This is a genomic window from Pseudomonas sp. Y3 TE3536 (genome assembly GCF_053629175.1).
In genome coordinates this window covers 1-19,000 of record NZ_JBRJHU010000001.1, presented here as the reverse complement: position 1 = coordinate 19,000, position 19,000 = coordinate 1, and the positions used below count along the sequence as shown (strand labels likewise).

At 63.3% G+C, this 19,000-nt stretch carries 22 protein-coding genes and 1 pseudogene; 12 read left to right on the top strand and 11 right to left on the bottom strand.

The window, feature by feature from the left end; all coding sequences use genetic code 11:
• The first annotated feature begins 24 nt into the window (after positions 1–24).
• The 7 genes from AB7M33_RS00115 (at position 25) to AB7M33_RS00085 (ending at position 6,693) form a co-directional block, all read left to right on the top strand.
• Positions 25–1,671, top strand: coding sequence for an acyl-CoA synthetase (locus tag AB7M33_RS00115; protein WP_454244186.1), 1,647 nt, complete (start codon positions 25–27; stop codon positions 1,669–1,671).
• Positions 1,672–1,683: 12 nt separating this feature from the next.
• Entirely contained in the window at positions 1,684–2,451 is a 768-nt protein-coding gene (locus tag AB7M33_RS00110; protein WP_454242221.1) for an SDR family NAD(P)-dependent oxidoreductase, read from the top strand.
• Positions 2,452–2,463: 12 nt separating this feature from the next.
• Entirely contained in the window at positions 2,464–3,657 is a 1,194-nt protein-coding gene (locus AB7M33_RS00105; protein WP_238216230.1) for an acetyl-CoA C-acyltransferase, read from the top strand.
• Positions 3,658–3,665: 8 nt separating this feature from the next.
• A complete protein-coding gene (locus AB7M33_RS00100; protein WP_454242220.1) occupies positions 3,666–4,793 on the top strand; it encodes an acyl-CoA dehydrogenase in 1,128 nt (375 codons plus the stop codon).
• Between the two features lie 13 nt (positions 4,794–4,806).
• Positions 4,807–5,580 (top strand): enoyl-CoA hydratase, encoded by a 774-nt coding sequence (locus AB7M33_RS00095; RefSeq protein ID WP_099429973.1) that lies wholly within the window; start codon positions 4,807–4,809, stop codon positions 5,578–5,580.
• A 332-nt stretch (positions 5,581–5,912) separates the two neighbouring features.
• Positions 5,913–6,317, top strand: coding sequence for a TraR/DksA family transcriptional regulator (locus AB7M33_RS00090; protein ID WP_027596552.1), 405 nt, complete (start codon positions 5,913–5,915; stop codon positions 6,315–6,317).
• A gap of 181 nt (positions 6,318–6,498) precedes the next feature.
• Positions 6,499–6,693, top strand: coding sequence for a hypothetical protein (locus tag AB7M33_RS00085; RefSeq protein ID WP_027596551.1), 195 nt, complete (start codon positions 6,499–6,501; stop codon positions 6,691–6,693).
• A gap of 6 nt (positions 6,694–6,699) precedes the next feature.
• Here AB7M33_RS00085 and AB7M33_RS00080 read toward each other — a convergent pair whose 3' ends face one another.
• The gene (locus tag AB7M33_RS00080) at positions 6,700–6,897 is read right to left on the bottom strand and encodes a hypothetical protein (protein WP_238216314.1); all 198 of its coding nucleotides are present in this window, start codon (positions 6,895–6,897) and stop codon (positions 6,700–6,702) included.
• A gap of 306 nt (positions 6,898–7,203) precedes the next feature.
• On the opposite strand from AB7M33_RS00080, the gene AB7M33_RS00075 reads away from it, so the two are divergent.
• Both AB7M33_RS00075 and AB7M33_RS00070 read left to right on the top strand, forming a co-directional pair.
• Positions 7,204–7,674, top strand: a complete 471-nt coding sequence (locus AB7M33_RS00075) for a hypothetical protein (RefSeq protein ID WP_027596550.1) — start codon at positions 7,204–7,206, stop codon at positions 7,672–7,674.
• Positions 7,671–7,883 (top strand): hypothetical protein, encoded by a 213-nt coding sequence (locus AB7M33_RS00070; protein WP_454242219.1) that lies wholly within the window; start codon positions 7,671–7,673, stop codon positions 7,881–7,883. The genes AB7M33_RS00075 and AB7M33_RS00070 overlap by 4 nt, the downstream gene beginning before the upstream one ends.
• 12 nt (positions 7,884–7,895) lie before the next feature.
• Here AB7M33_RS00070 and AB7M33_RS00065 read toward each other — a convergent pair whose 3' ends face one another.
• The 7 genes and pseudogenes from AB7M33_RS00065 to AB7M33_RS00035 all read right to left on the bottom strand — a co-directional run bounded on the left by AB7M33_RS00065 (position 7,896) and on the right by AB7M33_RS00035 (position 15,055).
• Entirely contained in the window at positions 7,896–8,261 is a 366-nt protein-coding gene (locus AB7M33_RS00065; protein WP_027596548.1) for a Na+/H+ antiporter subunit G, read from the bottom strand.
• Complete coding sequence (locus AB7M33_RS00060) at positions 8,258–8,536, bottom strand: K+/H+ antiporter subunit F (protein WP_003259015.1); 279 nt, start codon at positions 8,534–8,536, stop codon at positions 8,258–8,260. The genes AB7M33_RS00065 and AB7M33_RS00060 overlap by 4 nt, the downstream gene beginning before the upstream one ends.
• Positions 8,533–9,021 carry a Na+/H+ antiporter subunit E gene (locus tag AB7M33_RS00055; RefSeq protein ID WP_027596547.1) on the bottom strand — a complete coding sequence of 163 codons (489 nt, stop codon included), beginning with the start codon at positions 9,019–9,021 and terminating at the stop codon, positions 8,533–8,535. The genes AB7M33_RS00060 and AB7M33_RS00055 overlap by 4 nt, the downstream gene beginning before the upstream one ends.
• A pseudogene (locus AB7M33_RS00050) lies at positions 9,018–10,698 on the bottom strand (monovalent cation/H+ antiporter subunit D). The gene AB7M33_RS00055 and the pseudogene AB7M33_RS00050 overlap by 4 nt, the downstream one beginning before the upstream one ends.
• Entirely contained in the window at positions 10,695–11,039 is a 345-nt protein-coding gene (locus tag AB7M33_RS00045; protein ID WP_003250128.1) for a Na+/H+ antiporter subunit C, read from the bottom strand. Before AB7M33_RS00045 ends, AB7M33_RS00050 begins: the two are co-directional and overlap by 4 nt.
• Positions 11,039–13,954 (bottom strand): monovalent cation/H+ antiporter subunit A, encoded by a 2,916-nt coding sequence (locus AB7M33_RS00040; protein WP_099429970.1) that lies wholly within the window; start codon positions 13,952–13,954, stop codon positions 11,039–11,041. Before AB7M33_RS00040 ends, AB7M33_RS00045 begins: the two co-directional genes overlap by 1 nt.
• 150 nt (positions 13,955–14,104) lie before the next feature.
• Positions 14,105–15,055, bottom strand: a complete 951-nt coding sequence (locus tag AB7M33_RS00035) for a DMT family transporter (RefSeq protein WP_265969149.1) — start codon at positions 15,053–15,055, stop codon at positions 14,105–14,107.
• 83 nt (positions 15,056–15,138) lie between these two features.
• On the opposite strand from AB7M33_RS00035, the gene AB7M33_RS00030 reads away from it, so the two are divergent.
• A complete protein-coding gene (locus AB7M33_RS00030; RefSeq protein ID WP_099429969.1) occupies positions 15,139–15,702 on the top strand; it encodes a helix-turn-helix domain-containing protein in 564 nt (187 codons plus the stop codon).
• 26 nt (positions 15,703–15,728) lie between these two features.
• Here AB7M33_RS00030 and AB7M33_RS00025 read toward each other — a convergent pair whose 3' ends face one another.
• Positions 15,729–16,277, bottom strand: a complete 549-nt coding sequence (locus AB7M33_RS00025; protein ID WP_099429968.1) for a cysteine hydrolase family protein — start codon at positions 16,275–16,277, stop codon at positions 15,729–15,731.
• 82 nt (positions 16,278–16,359) lie between these two features.
• Between AB7M33_RS00025 and AB7M33_RS00020 the strand changes: the two genes are divergently transcribed.
• Positions 16,360–17,343: a GlxA family transcriptional regulator gene (locus AB7M33_RS00020; protein WP_454242218.1), complete on the top strand. Its 984-nt coding sequence runs from the start codon at positions 16,360–16,362 to the stop codon at positions 17,341–17,343.
• A 107-nt stretch (positions 17,344–17,450) separates the two neighbouring features.
• Positions 17,451–17,813, top strand: a complete 363-nt coding sequence (locus AB7M33_RS00015) for an antibiotic biosynthesis monooxygenase (RefSeq protein WP_099429966.1) — start codon at positions 17,451–17,453, stop codon at positions 17,811–17,813.
• Here AB7M33_RS00015 and AB7M33_RS00010 read toward each other — a convergent pair.
• Together AB7M33_RS00010 and AB7M33_RS00005 are read right to left on the bottom strand one after the other, a co-directional pair.
• Positions 17,810–18,580, bottom strand: a complete 771-nt coding sequence (locus tag AB7M33_RS00010; protein WP_265969153.1) for an alpha/beta hydrolase family protein — start codon at positions 18,578–18,580, stop codon at positions 17,810–17,812. The genes AB7M33_RS00015 and AB7M33_RS00010 overlap by 4 nt on opposite strands.
• On the bottom strand, positions 18,564–19,000 hold a 437-nt coding region (locus AB7M33_RS00005), incomplete at its 5' end, for a DUF3182 family protein (protein ID WP_454242217.1). The genes AB7M33_RS00010 and AB7M33_RS00005, both read right to left, overlap by 17 nt.

The following is a 19,000-nucleotide window of genomic DNA, read 5'->3' as shown; positions in this document are numbered from 1 at the left end:
CAATAAAAAGCCAGGAGTCTGATGATGCGTAACTACGCCGAGGCCGCTCGTGCCTTCGACCATGCCCAGGCCGCCGCTGATGCCCTGCAGGGCGATCTGTCTGCGCTCAACGCCTGCGTCGAATGCTGCGACCGCCATGTGGGCAGCGACAAGCTTGCCCTGCTGTGGGTGAACCGTGACGGCGAAAGCCAGCCGTTCACATTCGATACGCTGTGCGAGCAGGCCGCGCGCTTTGCCAACGTGCTCAAGGCCCAGGGTGTAAAAGCGGGAGACCGCGTTGCCGGCCTGATGCCGCGCACCCCGCAGTTGCTGGTGACCATCCTTGCCACGTGGCGCCTGGGTGCTGTCTATCAGCCACTGTTTACTGCGTTCGGGCCTAAGGCCATCGAGCATCGCCTGGAGCAGTCCGGGGCCAAGGTGGTGGTCACCGACAGCCAGAACCGCGCCAAGCTGGATGAGGTGCACGGTTGCCCAACAATCATCAGCGTGCAGGCTCGCGTCGGCGAGCTGGACTTCCAGCAGAGCCTGGACAGCGCCGCCGAGCACTGCCCGCCGGTCATGCGCTCGGGCGATGACCCTTTCCTGTTGATGTTCACTTCCGGCACCACAGGCCCGGCCAATCCCCTCGAAGTGCCGCTGCGCGCGATCGTCGCCTTCCAGGGTTACATGCGCGACGCCATCGACCTGCGGCCGGAAGACAACTTCTGGAACCTGGCCGACCCGGGCTGGGCCTATGGGCTTTACTACGCCGTCACCGGCCCGCTGGCGCTGGGCCATGCCACCACCTTCTACGATGGCCCGTTCAGCGTTGAAAGCTGCGCGCGGATCATCGACCAGTTTGGCATCACCAACCTGGCCGGCTCGCCGACCGCGTACCGCCTGTTGATCGCGGCAGGCAGCGAATTTTCCGCACCGATCAAAGGCCGCCTGCGGGTGGTCAGCAGCGCCGGCGAGCCGCTCAACCCAGAGGTGATCCGCTGGTTTGCCGACGAGCTAGGGGTAACCATCCACGACCATTATGGGCAGACCGAACTGGGCATGGTGTTGTGCAACCACCATGGCCTGGAGCACCCGGTGCACCTGGGGTCTGCCGGCTTCGCCATCCCCGGGCACCGCATCGTGGTGCTGGACGAGCAGGGCGCGGAGCTGCCGCCTGGCCAGCCCGGCATCCTCGCCGTGGACCGCGAGCAGTCGCCGTTGTGCTGGTTTGGTGGTTACCACGGCGTGCCGACCAAAGCCTTCGTCGGCAAGTATTACCTCAGCGGCGACACGGTCGAACTTAATGCCGATGGCAGCATCAGCTTCGTGGGCCGCAGCGACGACGTGATCACCACCTCCGGCTACCGGGTTGGCCCCTTCGACGTGGAGAGCGCGCTGATCGAGCACCCGACGGTGGTCGAGGCGGCCGTGGTCGGCAAGCCCGACCCTGAACGCACCGAGCTGATCAAAGCGTTCGTCGTCCTGGCCAAAGGCGTGGAGGGCACCCCCGAGCTGGAAGAAACCCTGCGCCAGCACGTGCGCAAGCGGCTGTACGCCCACGCCTACCCCCGCGAAATCGAATTCGTCAGCGAGCTGCCCAAGACCCCGAGCGGCAAGCTGCAACGCTTCATCCTGCGCAACCAGGAAATCGCCAAACAACAGGCCCAACTGGCCGCTCACGCCAGTGCCTAAAGGAACGACACCATGCAAATAGCCAACAAACACTTTATCGTCAGTGGCGCCGCATCCGGGCTGGGTGCCGCCACCGCACAGATGCTGATCGAGGCCGGTGCCAAGGTCATGCTGGTCGACCTCAATGCCCAGGCGGTCGAAGCCAAGGCGCGTGAGCTGGGCGACAACGCCCGCTTCGCGGTCGCCGACATCAGCGACGAGCAAGCCGCCAAGGCTGCGGTCGACGCCGCGGTCAGCGCGTTAGGCAGCCTGCATGGGCTGGTCAACTGCGCCGGTATCGTCGGCGCCGAGAAAGTCCTGGGCAAACAAGGCCCGCATGGCCTGGCCAGTTTCGCCAAGGTCATCAACGTCAACCTGATCGGCAGCTTCAACCTGCTGCGCCTGACGGCGGCAGCGATGGCCGAGGGGCCGGCGGATGAGCATGGCGAGCGCGGGGTAATCATCAATACCGCCTCTATCGCTGCCTATGACGGGCAGATCGGCCAGGCCGCCTACGCGGCCTCCAAGGGCGCCATTGCCAGCCTCACGCTGCCAACGGCCCGTGAGCTGGCGCGTTTCGGCATCCGCGTGATGACCATCGCCCCGGGCATTTTCGAAACCCCGATGATGGCCGGCATGACCCAGGAAGTGCGTGATTCGCTGGCCGCTGGGGTGCCGTTCCCGCCGCGGCTGGGCCGCCCTCAGGAATACGCTGCGCTGGCCCGCCACATCATCGAGAACAGCATGCTCAACGGCGAGGTGATCCGCCTCGACGGCGCGCTGCGCATGGCTGCCAAGTAAGGAGTAATGAACATGACCCTCGCCAACGACCCAATTGTCATCGTCAGCGCCGTGCGCACGCCTATGGGCGGCCTGCAGGGCGACCTCAAGAGCCTCACCGCACCGCAGCTGGGTGCCGCAGCGATCCGCGCTGCGGTCGAGCGCGCCGGCATCGAAGCCACCAGCGTCGAACAGGTACTGTTCGGTTGCGTGCTGCCGGCAGGCCTGGGCCAGGCCCCCGCGCGCCAGGCAGCGCTGGGCGCTGGCTTGGACAAACACACCACCTGCACCACCTTGAACAAGATGTGTGGTTCGGGCATGCAGGCCGCGATCATGGCCCATGACCTGCTGCTGGCCGGCAGCGCCGATGTGGTGGTGGCGGGTGGCATGGAGAGCATGACCAACGCGCCCTACCTGCTGGACAAGGCCCGGGGTGGCTACCGCATGGGCCATGGCAAGATCATCGACCATATGTTCATGGATGGCCTCGAAGACGCCTACGACAAAGGCCGTTTGATGGGCACCTTCGCCGAGGATTGCGCCCAGGCTGGCGCTTTCAGCCGCGAAGCCCAGGATGCCTTTGCCATCAGCTCGCTGACCCGCGCCCAGGACGCCATCAAGCAGGGCCGTTTCAGCGCCGAGATCGTTCCGGTGGAAGTCACTGAGGGCAAGGAAAAACGCGTCATCAAGGATGACGAGCAACCGCCCAAGGCGCGCCTGGACAAGATCCCGCAGCTTAAACCGGCCTTCCGTGAAGGCGGTACGGTGACGGCCGCCAACGCCAGCTCGATTTCCGACGGCGCTGCTGCGCTGGTGCTGATGCGCCGCAGCGAAGCCGAAAAGCGCGGCTTGAAACCTTTGGCCGTGATCCATGGCCATGCGGCCTTTGCCGATGCGCCCGCGCTGTTCCCCACCGCTCCGATCGGGGCCATCGACAAACTGATGAAGCGCACCGGCTGGAACCTGGCCGAGGTGGACCTGTTCGAGATCAACGAAGCGTTTGCCGTGGTCACCCTGGCGGCCATGAAACACCTCGACCTGCCACACGACAAGGTCAATATCCATGGCGGTGCCTGCGCCTTGGGCCACCCGATCGGCGCCTCGGGCGCGCGCATTCTGGTGACCTTGCTGTCGGCCCTGCGCCAGAACAACCTGCGCCGCGGCGTGGCGGCCATCTGCATCGGCGGTGGCGAGGCCACGGCCATGGCCGTCGAATGCTTGTATTGAGGTGAACCATGTTGGTAACTGACGAGCAACAACAGATCGCCGACGCCGTGCGTGACTTTGCCCAGGAGCGGCTGCGCCCGTTCGCCGAACAGTGGGACAAGGCCCACCGCTTCCCGCGGGAAGCCATCGACGAGATGGCTGCCCTGGGCCTGTTCGGCATGCTGGTGCCGGAGCAGTACGGCGGCAGTGACACGGGCTATGTGGCGTACGCCATGGCCCTTGAAGAAATTGCCGCAGGCGATGGTGCCTGTTCGACCATCATGAGCGTGCACAACTCGGTGGGCTGCGTGCCCATCCTGAAATTCGGCACCGAGCAGCAGAAGCAGCAGTTTCTGGCCCCGCTGGCCAGCGGCGCGATGATCGGCGCCTTCGCCCTCACCGAGCCCCAAGCCGGCTCCGATGCCAGCAGCCTGAAGACCCGCGCACACCTGGACGGCGACCACTACGTGCTCAACGGCAGCAAGCAGTTCATCACCTCCGGCCAGAATGCTGGCGTGGTCATCGTCTTCGCGGTCACTGACCCGGAGGCGGGCAAGCGTGGCATCACGGCGTTCATCGTGCCGACCGATTCGCCGGGCTACCAGGTTGCCAGGGTCGAGGACAAACTCGGCCAGCATGCCTCGGACACCTGCCAGATCGTCTTCGACAATGTGCGGGTGCCGGTCGCCAATCGCCTGGGCGAAGAGGGGCAGGGTTACAAGATTGCCCTGGCCAACCTTGAAGGGGGCCGTATTGGCATTGCGTCGCAGTCGGTCGGCATGGCCCGGGCGGCCTTCGAGGTGGCCCGCGACTATGCCAAGGAGCGGCAGAGCTTCGGCAAGCCGCTGATCGAGCACCAGGCCGTGGCCTTCCGCCTGGCCGACATGGCCACGCGCATTGCCGTGGCCCGGCAGATGGTGCTGCACGCCGCGGCCTTGCGTGATGCCGGGCGGCCGGCCTTGACGGAGGCGTCGATGGCCAAGCTGTTTGCCTCGGAAATGGCCGAAAAGGTCTGTTCGGACGCCTTGCAGACCCTGGGCGGTTATGGCTATCTGAGTGACTTCCCGCTGGAGCGGATCTACCGCGACGTTCGGGTCTGCCAGATTTACGAAGGCACCAGCGACATTCAGCGCATGGTCATTGCGCGCAATCTTTGAAGGAGCAGTCTGCATGGCATTCGAAACCATCCTGTTGGACATCCACGGCAAGGTCGGCCTGATCACCCTCAACCGGCCGCAGGCGCTCAATGCGCTCAATGCGCAGATCGTCGGCGAGATCAACCAGGCCCTGGACCAGCTCGAGCGTGACCCGAACATCGGCTGCGTGGTGCTGACCGGCTCGGCCAAGGCCTTTGCCGCAGGTGCCGATATCAAGGAAATGGCCGACCTCCAGTACCCTCAGATCTACGTCGACGACCTGTTCAGTGACGCAGACCGGATTGCCAATCGGCGCAAACCGATCATTGCGGCGGTGTCGGGTTTTGCCCTGGGCGGGGGGTGTGAGCTGGCGATGATGTGCGACTTCATTCTGGCAGCGGACAATGCCCGGTTTGGCCAGCCTGAGATCAACCTTGGGGTGTTGCCGGGCATGGGCGGCACCCAGCGGCTGACCCGCGCGGTGGGCAAGGCCAAGGCCATGGAACTGTGCCTGACAGGGCGCTTGATGGGCGCCGAGGAGGCCGAACGTGCCGGGCTGGTGGCGCGTGTGGTACCGCAGGCCGAGCTGGTCGAAGAAGCCCTGAAGGTGGCGGCGACCATCGCCAGCAAGTCGATCCCGGTGAGCATGATGGTCAAGGAAAGTGTCAACCGGGCCTTTGAAGTGACCCTGAGTGAGGGGGTGCGTTTCGAGCGTCGGGTGTTCCATGCGGCCTTTGCCACTGAAGACCAGAAGGAAGGCATGAGCGCTTTTATCGCCAAGCGCGAGGCACAGTTCAAGGATCGTTGAACCTGGCTGTAGGGTATGGCGTGAGGTGGGTGGCGTCTGGGAGATCGAGCGCCGCCCGCGCGGCGCTCGATCTCATGGGCTATGCATAACCCAAGGCAGGCGCCCATCAGCCCAGACGCGCCCGCAACCCCTGCCACCCAAGCACCGACCAGCGGATTCTGGTCAATCGAATCAAATTCGCCTCCGATTGCAGTTGCTCCACGCGACGTGGCGCCTTAGACTGCCGCCCCCTGTAAAAGAGTGCCGGTTGGCGCTTGAAGAATTCCGCTGCCGATGCACTGGCGTCGGCGGCACCCGAATCGCCCAAATGCACATTTTTCATAGAGAAATCGATGACCAAGGAACAGTTGCTGGCCATGTCGGCCGATGACTACATGAACGCTGATCAGCTCGCCTTCTTCACTGGCCTGCTGCAGTCGATGAAAGTCGAAACCCATGAGCGCATCGAGTTGAGCCGTGCCACCATCGAGGGCCTGGACACTCCGTCGGACCCTGCTGACGTGGCTTCGGTAGAAGAAGAGCGTAGCTGGTTGGTCAATGCCATCGACCGCGACCAGCGTTTGCTGCCACAGCTTGAAATGGCGTTGGACCGTATCGCTGACGAGAGCTTCGGCTGGTGCGATGACAGTGGTGAGCCGATTGGCCTGAAGCGTTTGCTGATCAGCCCGACCACCAAGTACTGCATCGAAGCCCAGGAACGCCACGAGCAGCTCGACCGCCACCAGCGCCAGGTCTGATCGCGCGCAGTGCGTGAAGCCCCACGGAGCAATCCCTGGGGCTTTTTGCGTTTGTGCGTGATATGCCCAGATTTGTTGCCTGTGGCGTAACACTGCTGTACCGAGATGCGCTGTTTCCTACGTGCAGGCAGGCGTATCATGGCTTTATCGTTAGGGTGCTAATTAAATTCCGGAGGGGATGATGAATAGCCGTGTCGATGTAGCCGTGATGATTGGCTCGGGGGTACCTGCCACTCTGCAGGCGCTGGGTAAGCGTATTTGTTGGGTGGTGCTGGTCAATGGCGAGCGCCGTGGCACGGCGTTCGCCACCCGTGACGAGGCCTTGGAGTGCCAGGCGGCGTGGATGCAGCAACTCAGAAAGGGCCTGGCCGCCTGACGGCCGTCATTGCTCCAGATGGCGGGCCAGTTCACACGCGTCCTGATGCCGGCAGCGAAACCCTTTGACCCGGCCCGTGGCGCTTTCGGTGACATGAAAGAAGCGGATACCTGCCGGTATGACAACGTAACGTGGCGTTGCATGAGTGCTGGCGATGTAAGAAATGTTCTTTGCCTCTCGACGGATTTCGGTGTTTTCGTGCATATTCCTTCCCCAGTAATGCGCTGATGGATTTCAGAGCCCGTTCTGTCGAGCGCTCTGCAACTACCTATCGCATCTTTTATGGCGGGTTTGTTGTCAGGCAATACGCTTCCCGCGTTGGGAATTTGCCGAAAACCTGCACTTAGGCCATATCTGGCAAGCCAGAGTAAAAATTCCTGCAGGCTGCAGTGCCAGCGGATACAGACATCAGCGCATCGCTTTATTACTCTTTTCGCCTATCGATATGTAATGGCCGTGCCTCACCGAGCGTGTGTGGGGGCGGGATGTAACCGATTGAGGATCACTTCATTGGCAGTCAGCACACTTGATACCCACGCCTTGTTCGCCTTGGGCGATTTGCGCGGTAAATTGGCCCAGCTGTTTCAGGGCCGCTTTGTTTATGTCACCGAACAAAGTCCTGAAGGCCTGTACATGGCCGAAATCGACACCGAAAGCGCTTTGGTGGTCGATGACAAACAGCGTCTGGAGCTGAAGGTTGGCGATCACTTCCGCGCTGCGGTATTGCCCAGCCGCGAGGGTGGCAAGCTGGAAATGCGCTTTCGAGACATCAAGTTCAACGTCTACGGTGTTGGCGACTACGCCTTTGTTTCCGTGCCTGAAGGCGAGGGTGTCGTGTTGCGCGAAGGCAATGGCGTGATGCTGGTCTTTGCCGCGCAACAGCAAGTGCAGGAAGGGCTGGGTAAGCTGCTCAAGGCAGTGACTGGCAAAGTCGCGAAGTGGCGCAAGGGTGAGCTGACCACGTTCAAGGCCAGTGAATGACCGAGCGCGACAACACGCCTGTGTCGCGTGCCGAGTTCCATCACCAGCACCAGGCGGATGCGCTGGCGCAAGCCGAACGGCTGTTGGCCCGGCGTGAAGCGCTGCAAGGCGCTTGGCTGAACTGGGTGGCAGGCGAGCTCTATCGACTCAGCCCGCCACCGTATGCCGCCATGGTGCGGCGTGAGCTGCAGCGCCTCAGCCAGGGGTGAGGCTGCAACCGGTCAATGGCCGCGGTCGCTGCCGCTACTGACTTCTTCAGGTACCGCCTCTTTGGACATCCGCTTGCGAAACAGCGCAGCCCTGGCGAGCAAGAGTGTGGTGACCGGCACCGTGATCGACAACAGGATCGGGATCAGCCAGGCGTGCAGAACGGGCCCTTCTTTAAGCCACGAAAAGTAGATGATCGAGGCCAGGGCAACACACCATGCGCCAATGGTGGAGGCCAGTGCGGGTGGGTGCATGCGCTGAAAGTAATCCTTCAGGCGCACCAGGCCCACGGCACCGATCAGGGCGAACAGGCTGCCGATCAGCAGCAGCGCAGCGGTGACCAGTTCAAGCCAGAAGGGCAGTTGTAGCGCTTCGGTCATTCGATCACCTCACCACGTAGCAGGAACTTGGCCAGGGCGAACGAGCCGACAAAGCCGAACAGTGCAATCAGCAGGGCACCTTCGAAGTAGGTGTCGCTGGCATAACGGATCCCCAGTACCAGCATCGTCAGCATGGCCAGGATGTACAGGTAGTCCAGTGCCAGCACCCGGTCCTGGGCGGACGGGCCGCGGAACAACCGGATCAGTGCCAGGGCCATGGCCAGGGCGAAGATGAACAGGCTGGCGAGTACAGCGTTGGCGAGCAGGCCTGTCATTGGAAAATCTCCATCAGCGGGCGTTCGTAGGTGTGCTTGAAGTGCTCGATGAAGGCGGCTTCATCCTCAAGGTCGAACACATGCAGCAACAGCACGCTGCGGTCCAGCGCCAGTTCGGACCAGACCGTGCCAGGTACCACCGTGGTGATCATCGACAGGGCCGCCAAGCCATGGGCATCGCGCAGGGCCAGCGGAATGTGCACGAATGCCGAGCGCGGCGGCTGCTTGCCCGCACGCAGAACGCCACGGGCCACCAGCAGGTTGGACACGATCACATCCAGGCCGACCCGGCCAATCAACTTGGCAATTACCCAAGGCCGCTGCACATGGGCGTGCTGAGGGCGTAGGGGGGCCATTAGCAGAGGTGCAAAAATGCCGAGGATGGCACCCAGCAGCAGGTTGCCGGCGCTGACCGACAGGTTCAGCAGCAACCACAGGCCGAACAGCGAGACCGACAGCAGTGGGGCGGGAAACAGGCGTTTCATGGCAGTACCTCCACGTCGAGGGAGGTCGGGCCAGGGATGGGCCGAGCGGCCATCACCGCTTTGATGTAGGTATCGGGTGCCTGCAGGCTGGCCGCTGTGTCCTGGGTGTAGCGCAGCAGCGGCTCGGCCTTGAGGCTGAGGATGATGCACAGGCCCAGCAGGATGACGATCGGCAGGCATTCATAACGACGCAGCAGCGGCGAGGGGCGCTCTTCGGGCTTCCAGAAACGCTGGATGCCCACGCGGCCGAAGGCGATCAACGACGCCATGCCGGACAGCACCAGCAGTGCCACCAGGCCCCAACCTGCCGCTGTCAGCGGTTGCTCCGGCGCGATACCCAGCCCCAGCGGGTTGAACAGCGCGTTGATCAGGTTGAGTTTGCCGACGAAGCCCGACAGCGGCGGCATGCCGATGATCAGCAGCGCGCAGGCGATGAAGCTCAGGCCGAGGAAGGCCATGGTCCAGGGGATGATCTGGCGCGATCACCACCTTTTGTTCATCATCGAGGTTGATGCCCTTGGGTGGGTGCAGCGATTCCAGGGGCGAAGGCATGGCATCTTCTTCGTCATCCAGCGGCGCTTCATTGGCTGAGCGCGAGCGCTCGACCAGCTCGGCGAGCAGGAACAACGCGCACAACGCCAGGGTCGAGTTGACCAGGTAGAACAAGGCCGCACCCGTTAACGCCGGCTGGGCAAAGCCGACGGCCGCGAGCAGGGTGCCGGCGGACACCAGGATGCTCAGTGCAGCCATGCGTTCCAGGCGCTGTGCGGCCAGTATCGAGACTGCGGCCACGGCCAGTGTGACCAGCCCCCCGTACACCAGCCACTCGCCGCCAAACTGCGCGGAGGCGCCGGCCTGCCCGGAGAACAGCAGCGTCCACAGGCGCAGCACGGCATACAGGCCGACTTTGGTCATGATCGCGAACAGCGCGGCAACCGGTGCGCTGGCCGAGGCGTAGGCCGGCACCAGCCAGAAGTTCAGCGGCCAGATACCGGCCTTGGCCAGAAACGCCATGGCGAGGATCGCAGCGCCCGCATGCAGCAGGCCTCGGTCGGCCTCTGGCACCAGCGGGATCTTCAGCGCAAGGTCGGCCATGTTCAGGGTGCCTGTCACGCCATAGAGCATCGCCGCGCCCACCAGGAACAACGACGAAGCGAACAGGTTGATGGCGATATAGTGCAGGCCCGCCTTGACCCTGGCACGCCCCGAGCCATGCAGCAGCAAACCGTAGGACGCGGCCAGCAGCACCTCGAAGAACACGAACAAGTTGAACAGGTCGGCGGTCAGGAAGGCACCGTACAGCCCCATCAGCTGGATTTGGAACAGCGCGTGGAAGCTGGCGCCGGCACTGTCCCAACGGGCCCGGGCAAACAACAGGGCGCTGAAGCCGATGATGCCGGTCAGGGTCAGCAGCAAGGCAGACAGGTGGTCCACCACCAGCACGATGCCAAACGGTGCAGGCCAGTTGCCCGGCAGGTAGACACCGATCGATTCGGCTTGGCCTTGGGTGCGGACCCACAGCAGCAGGCTGACCGCGATGGCCAGGCCGGCGAAGGTGGACAGCAGGTTAAGCCGCGCCTTGATCCGCCGGTGTTTCTCGCCCAGCAACAGCATGATTGCCGCCGTGATGAGGGGCAGCAGGATGGGCGCGACGATCAGTTGACTCATACCACTCATTCGTCACGCTCCCGGCCATCGACGTGGTCGGTACCGGTCAAGCCGCGCGAGGCTAGCAGCACGACCAGAAACAGCGCGGTCATGGCGAAGCTGATGACGATGGCGGTCAGCACCAACGCCTGGGGGAGCGGGTCGGTGTAGTGCAGCAAATCTTGGGTGACGCCGTCCTTGATGATCGGTTCCTTGCCGATGAACAGGCTGCCCATGCTGAAGATGAACAGGTTGACCCCGTACGACAACAGGCACAGGCCCATGATCACCTGGTAGGTCCGTGGGCGCAGGATCAACCACACCCCGGAGGCGGCCAGTACACCGATGGCGACTGCAATGACTTCTTCCATCAGGCGGCTCCTGCTTGGCTGGATTTCGACGGGTTGCCCGGGCGGTAGGCGCGCACCGATTGGTGCGCCAGGGCAGTGAGGATCAGCAGGGTCGAGCCGACCACCACGGTGTACACGCCGACGTCGAAGAACAGCGCGCTGGCCACATGCACATCACCCAGCACGGGCAGGTGCAAGTGGGCGGTGTGCGTGGTCAGGAAGGGGTAGCCGAGCAGCATGGCGCCTACCCCGGTCAGGGTCGCGCAGAGCAGGCCGGTGCCCATCCAGCGCAGCGGGCGCAGGCTCATCTGTGCTTCGACCCACTGGGTACCGGCGACCATGTACTGCAGGATGAACGCCACCGACATCACCAGGCCTGCGACAAAGCCGCCGCCCGGCTGGTTGTGGCCGCGCATGAACAGGTACATCGATACCAGCAGGGCGATCGGCAGCAACAGCCGCACCAGCACCGCAGGCACCATCATGAAGCCCAGCGCGGTGTCCGTAGCGTGGCGCGGGTTGATCAGGTCAGTGACCACGTCGGGCGCCAGCTGGCGTTGCTGGGCGGGCAGTTGCATGCTCTCTTTGGGGGGGCGGAAGCGTCGCAGCAGGGCGAATACGGTCAGGGCCACGGCGACCAGCACGGTGATTTCACCGAGGGTGTCGAAGCCACGGAAATCGACCAGCATCACATTGACCACATTGGTGCCGCCGCCCTGCGGCAGGGCGCGGCTCAGGTAGAACGAAGAAATGTCGTTGGGGGTCGGCCGGGTCAGCATGGCATAGGACAGAATCGCCATGCCGCCGCCCACCAGCACGGCCAGCAACAGGTCGCGCAGGCGACGCATGCGGGCGCGCTCCAGGCTGCCGGGCAGCGGCGAAACGCCCTCGATACGGCGCGGCAGCCAGCGCAGGCCGAGCAGGATCAGCACGGTGGTGACCACTTCCACAACCAGTTGAGTCAGGGCCAGGTCGGGCGCCGAGAACCAGACGAAGGTGATGCAGGTCATCAGGCCGCAGACACTGACCATGATCAAGGCGGCCAGGCGGTGATACTTGGCTTGGTAGGCGGCGCCGATGGCGCAGGCGATGGCGATCAGCCAGAGTGCGACAAATACACCGGAGCCCGGAATTTTCGGGCGCTCGCCCCAGGTCAGGCCGCTGTAGAGCATGGGCGTGAGGCCGGCCAGAAACGCCGCCAGCACCAGCATGAACAACTGCGATTGCAGGCGGCGCGTGGTCAGCAGGTTTTCGATTCGCCGGGCCAGCAGCATCAGGTGGACTTGGCCATGCTCGAACAGGCGCTTGCCATTGAAGCGCTCGATCAGCGGCGGATAAGGGAAGCGCCCCAGGCGCAACTGCTTGCGCAGCAGCAGGTACAGCACGATCCCGCCGCTCATGGCGATCAGGCTCATGATCAAGGGTGCATTCCAGCCGTGCCAGATGGCCAGGCTGTATTCCGGTAACGTACCGCCCACCACCGGCAGGGCTGCCGCCGCCAGCAGCGGGCCTACCGACTGCGCGGGGAAAATACCGACCACCAGGCAGGTGAGCACCAGCAACTCGACCGGCGCACGCATCCAGCGCGGCGGTTCGTGGGGAGTATGGGGCAGGTCCTGGGCAGGTGGCCCGAAGAACACATCGACCGTGAAGCGCAGGGCGTAGGCCACGCTGAATGTACCGGCCAGGGTGGCGATTACCGGCAGGGCGGTTTCGACCCAGGCGGTGGAGCTGATGAATACCGTTTCGGCGAAGAACATCTCTTTGGACAGGAAGCCGTTCATCAGCGGCACGCCGGCCATCGAAGCGCTGGCTACCATGGCCAGGGTCGCGGTGTAGGGCACCAGGCGGATCAGGCCGCTAAGCCGTCGGATATCGCGTGTGCCGCTCTCGTGGTCGATGATGCCGGCGGCCATGAACAGCGAGGCCTTGAAGGTGGCATGGTTGAGAATATGAAACACCGCGGCGACCGCTGCCAGTGGGCTGTTGAGGCCCAGCAACAGGGTGATCAGGCCCAGGTGGCTGATGGTGGAGTAGGCCAGCAGGCCCTTGAGGTCGTTCTGGAACATCGCGGCGAAGGCGCCGAGCAGTAACGTGATGGCGCCGGCACCGCCGACGATCCAAAACCACTCCTCGCTGCCTGACAGCACAGGCCAAAGCCGCGCCAGCAGGAACACCCCGGCCTTGACCATGGTTGCCGAATGCAGATAGGCCGAGACCGGCGTGGGTGCTGCCATCGCGTGGGGCAGCCAGAACTGGAAGGGGAACTGCGCACTCTTGCTCAAGGCGCCAATCAGGATCAAAGGCAGCAGCACCGGGTACAGCGCGTGCTGGCGGATGAGGTCGCCGGCAGCCAGGACCTTGTCCAGGTCGTAGCTGCCGACCACATGGCCCAGTAGTAGCGCCCCGACCAGCAAGCACAGGCCGCCGGCACCGGTGACCATCAGCGCCATGTAGGCGCCGCGGCGGGCATCGGCGCGGTGGTGCCAATAGCCGATCAGCAGGAACGAGAACAGGCTGGTCAGCTCCCAGAAGAACACCAGCTGGATCAGGTTACCGGAGATCACCAGGCCCAGCATGGCGCCCATGAACGCGAGGAAGAAGGCGAAGAAGCGCGGTACCGGATCCTGCGGCGACATGTAGTAGCGGGCGTACAGCGACACCAGTGTGCCGATGCCCAGTACCAGCAGCGAGAACAGCCAGGCGAAGCCGTCCATGCGCAATACAAGGTTCAACCCCAGGCTGGGCAGCCAGAGGAATTCCTCGCGAATCACGCCACCGTGGGCAACTTGGGGGTACAGCAGTGCTACCTGGACCGTACCGACCAAGGCGACAAGCCCGGCGAGTATGGACTCGGCGTTTCGTGCGTTGTGCGGCAGCACGGCTGCCAGGCAACTGCCCACGAACGGCAGAAGCAATAGCACTATCAAGGACATAGCGTTCTATTCTGGAGAGGTTTGCCAAGGATCATACGTGCCGAGCAGTTGATCACCAACACGCAAGCTGTCGCAGAATCGTACAAATACGGTGTTACAAGGTATTTTTTTATAACAGTTTTTTACAAAGCATAGCTGGAGTTGGCGGGTTTACAGGCCTGTTTGGTGCTCGGCTTCATCCTGCGCTTCGCGCGTTGTGGCGCTTTCGCGGGGGCGGCGCACCTTCAATTCGCTGACCACCACGGCGATCACGATCAGCAGCCCGCCAATCAACGCCACACCGGGCAGACGCTCGCCGGCGATGCGCCCGACGATCCCGGCCCACACAGGCTCGCCCGCATAGATCAGCGTGGCGCGGGTGGGTGAAACCGACTTTTGTGCCCAGTTCATGGCCAGCTGGATCACTGCGCTCATGGCGCCGAGCCCCACCGCACTCATCACCAACAGCCAGGAAAAGTCGGGGAGGCGCTCCTGGGTCGGCACGATCATCAGGAATGACAGCAACGACGCGGTGGCCAGCTGCACCACGGTCACGCGGCGCACATCGACCTGGCCGGCATAGCGGCTGATCAGGATGATCTCGCCGGCGATGGCGATGGCGCTGACCAGGGTCACCATCTCGCCTTCGCTGAAGTGCAAGCTGCCGCCTTCCGGCCCTGCCAGCAACATCAGGCCAAGGAATGCCAGGCAGATGCCGAGGCTGGGCATCAGGCCGGGGCGACGGCCTAGCACCAGCCATTGCAACAACGGCACGAAGGGTACATACAGCGCGGTGATAAACGCGGACTGGCTGCTGCTGATGGTTTGCAGGCCCATGGTCTGCAAGCCGTAGCCGAGCATGATCGAGACGCCGATCAATACGCCCGCCTTGAGTTCGGTAAAGGTCAGCCCCGACAGCGCGCGCGCCGAGATCGCGCCAACGAACAGCGCCGCCGCAGCAAAACGCAGGCCGACGAAGAACATCGGGCCGCTGACCGTCATCACGTTATGCACCAGCAAGAAGGTGCCACCCCACAGCATGGTGATGAACACCAGCATCAGTTCGGCTTTGCTCAGGCGCAAAGAAACGCGTGTATTGGGCTTGTAGGTGGGCTGGCTCATGGTCTTGCGCACTCGGAGGGGGCGGCGCACAATCTGCGCAAAGTGGGCAGTATACTGCGCAGTCACGATCAGCGAGCAATACAGTGCACAAAAATTCCACGCACCGGGCATCGGTGTTACAGCATGTTAGCCTCAACGTACGCAGCCTGCGTCACGCAGCGGGTATGAGCCAGTCTGCCTTGGCCGAGCGTTCTGGCGTCAGCCGACGCATGTTGGTGGCGATCGAGGCGGGTGAGAAGAATGTCAGCCTTACCACGCTCGATTTGATCGCCGAGGCCTTGGGGGTGGCGTTCAGTACGTTGATCCAGGCGCCCGAGCGGCGCGACCCCAGCCGCATCGACGAACTGGCCTGGGCCGGTGAGCATCCGCAAAGCAAGGCAGTGCTGCTGGGTAGCAGCACCGCCCGGCGTGAGGTCGAACTCTGGGAGTGGACCCTGGCACCGGGCGAGTGCTATGTCAGCGAGGCCGATGCCGATGGCTGGAGCGAGCAGATCTATGTGGCCGAAGGGCAGCTCACATTAGTCATCGAGCAGGCCGAGTATTGCCTGCAGGTTGGCCAGTTTCATGTCTTCCCCAGTAACTGCCGCTACGCCTACCGCAACGATGGCGCCGTGGCGGTGCGCTTTGTGCGCAATGTGGTGATCTGACAACTCGCCTTAAAGGCGGGGCGCGATCATTTGCCGAGCAGCTCATCGGTCTTCACCACCTTGGCGTAGGCAAACGCCAGCGCCGCCATTGCCGAGTCGTGTACATGGGCCGCCGGTACCTGTTTGCCATCGAACGCCAGCGGCAAGGTCGCGCAGGCGTCGTGAGCCACAGTCACGTCGTAGCCATAATCGGCGGCGGCGCGGGTCGCTGCATCGATGCACATGTGGCTCATGCTGCCGACGATGGTCAGTGCCTCGACCCCTTGCTGGTCCAGCGTGTGTTTGAGGTCGGTACCGAGAAACGCATTGACCTTGTGCTTGAGCACCACCGGCTCACCGGCCTTGGGTTGCACCTTGGCGTGGATGGCCGCGCCGGGGGAGCCCGGTGCGAAGAACGGCGCATCGGCACTTTCGAACTCATGCCGCACATGCACCACCAGGTCGCCCCGCTCACGCGCGGCCGCCAACAGCCGGGCGGCGTTGTTGGCTGCCTGGTCTGCGCCGTCGAGGGTCCATTTGCCACCGGGGAAATAGTCGTTCTGGATGTCGATGATGATCAGCGCTTGCTTGCTCATGTTGCCTCCTGCGGCAGTGGTCGTTGAATGACGATAGTTATAGGCTGTGCGCTTCGACCTGAGGATTGGCACGACCGACACAATGAGGGCAAAAACTGACAACCCTGCGCGCCTGGACATCGGCCTGCTGCTTTACCCAGGGGCGCAGCGTGCGGCCGTGCATGGCCTGACCGACCTGTTCACGGTGGCCAACCGAGTTGCCGCCGAGTTGGGCGCTGTCGAGCTGCCGCAGATCCGCGTCAGCCAATGGCAGGTCGATGAAGCGGGGTTGTTGCAGTGGGTTGAGGATAGCGGCTCTGAGGCGGCCACGGCGCTGAGGGTGATGATCATTCCGCCAAGCCTGGACTCGGCGCCACACGCTGAGCTGCTTGCGCGCCATCGCCTGCCCTTGAATCAGCTCCACGGGCGCGGCACGGTGCTGGCGTCGGTGTGCATCGGCGTGTTTTTTATCGCGGCCAGTGGGCTGCTCGACGGGCGCCCGGCCTGTACCCATTGGAACTACGTGCAAGCGCTTGCACAGCGTTTTCCCCTGGTGCAGGTAGAGGCGAACCAGCCGCTGCTGGACGACGGTGACATCATGACGTCGGCCGGGCTGATGGCCTGGACCGAGCTGGGCTTGCGCCTGCTGGAGCGGTTCATGGGGGCGACGGTGGCGCGCGAGACGGCTCGCTACCTGGCTGTCGAACCCGTGGCGGCGCCGTTGCCGGGGGCATTGTTCAACCCCCGCCTGGACCATGGCGATGAGGCGGTGCTCAAAGTGCAGCACTGGTTACAGGGCAATGGTGGGCAGGATGCCGACCTGGCCGCCATGGCCGCTTGTGCAGGCCTTGAGGAGCGGACCTTTCTGCGGCGCTTTCGAGCTGCCACCGGTTTACGCCCGACCGAGTATTGCCAGCAAGTACGGGTAGGGCGCGCCTGTCGGTTGCTGGAATTTACCCGGCGCAATGTCGAACAGATCGCCTGGGGTGTGGGTTATCAGGACCCGGGCGCTTTCCGCAAAGTGTTTCAGCGCATCACCGGTTTGACGCCCAGTGAATATCGACGACGCTTTGCAGTTTCAGGTTGAGCCAGCGACCGCTCGTGCGGCAGCAAAAAACACTTGACCTTGACTTAACTTGAGGTTTTACCCTGCTCACCATCACGCCATTGGCGTCCGGAGCAAGGAGACTTTTCATGACGGCAACGCCTCATTCTCTGTGGTTTACCCAGATGATCGAATACGAAGTGCCTGCGCTGCAGCAAGTGGCGCTGGCCCAGGCCCTGGTGGTACGCAGCGAAGCATTGGCCGCAGGTTGTGAGGGCTTGCAGGGCGTGAGCATCCAGGCCAGTGATGATGGCAGCCGGGTCCTCCAGTACCTGCAATGGCAATCGCGCCAGGCCTGGGCGGCGGCCGCAGACCGTTTCGTTGAAGAACCCTTTCTCGACCTGTTGTGCCAGCACCAGGCGCGGGGCGTCAACTTCGCGGCCTACCAGACACTGCGCAGCCTGGTCCGCAATGCTGACGGTGGCCTGCACTGCCAGGTCGGTGAGCCTTAGGCATACCAGGGCGCGTAGTGTGGGTAGCGGTCCAGGCGTGCGCCAATGACCATCTCGCTGATCCATGATGCGAGAATCGAGCTGTAGGCTTTCTGGCTTTCTTCGCTGGACAACGCGTGGTCGGCACCGTCGACGATGCGGTGGGTCAGCGAATGGGCGCTGATGAATGCCGAGCGGTAGCTCATCAGTGTGCTGTGGGGTACATAGTCATCATGTTCGGACTCCACCAGTAACACATCGCCGCCGAATTCGGCGCACGCGGCCAGTGCGCGGTTATCCGCCGGGCCAAGCTGGCGCTGGCGGTAGGCGTTTAGCCGCTGCCGATCGAGGGTTTGCTTGGGGGTTTCCCACTCATCGTCCCAGTACAGGGCAGGCACCCGCATTGCCAGCCACCTTACTGGCCGCAACCGCGTCAACAAGGTGGCCAGGTAACCGCCATAGCTGCTGCCAATGATGGCGATGGAGTTGCTGTCCACGCTGGGGTGACTGACCAGGCGGTCGTAGGCTGCCAGCAGGTCGTTGAGGTTCTGTTCGCGGGTGACGGTCAGGCGTTGGCTTTCGGTCTTTTCATGCCCGCGCAAGTCGAAGGTCATGCACACGCACCCCAGCCCGGTAATGTGCCGGGCGCGGGCCAGGTCGCGTTGCTGGCTACCGCCCCAGCCGTGGACGAAGAGTATGCCGGGCATCTTGCTGCCAGGGCTGACCAGGGTGCCGACGATGCTGTCGTTCTCGACGTGCAGCTCAATGGTCTCACTCTGAATGCTCATGTTCGCGAATCCGCGCAAATTTGCTGAGTTGTCCGAGTTCACTGTCGATTCCTTGGTAGAAGAGGGTGGCGTCAGTGGGCAGGTCGGGCGTGCCGAACACTTCATGGGTCGAAGCACGCACCCGCTGCAGTGTCGGCTCAGCGGCGAAGGCCTGCAGGGCCAGCAGTTCTGCACTGCTGGCACCGCCCAGACGCCAGGATTGTTCAAGCACGCCGCTGCGTACATGGCCTTGGGCGGTGGTGCCGCGGGCAATGTCGTAGTTACGTCTTGACGCCACGAAGCCTGGGAAGTGCTGCTCTGCGGCACGTTCGTAGACCATGGCTTGGTTGATCGCCAGGCGCAGGTGGTCTTCCAACGGCAGTTGCAGCAACGCCTGGTAATCACCGCGCACTACGACCAGATCGGAACCGCCATAGACCT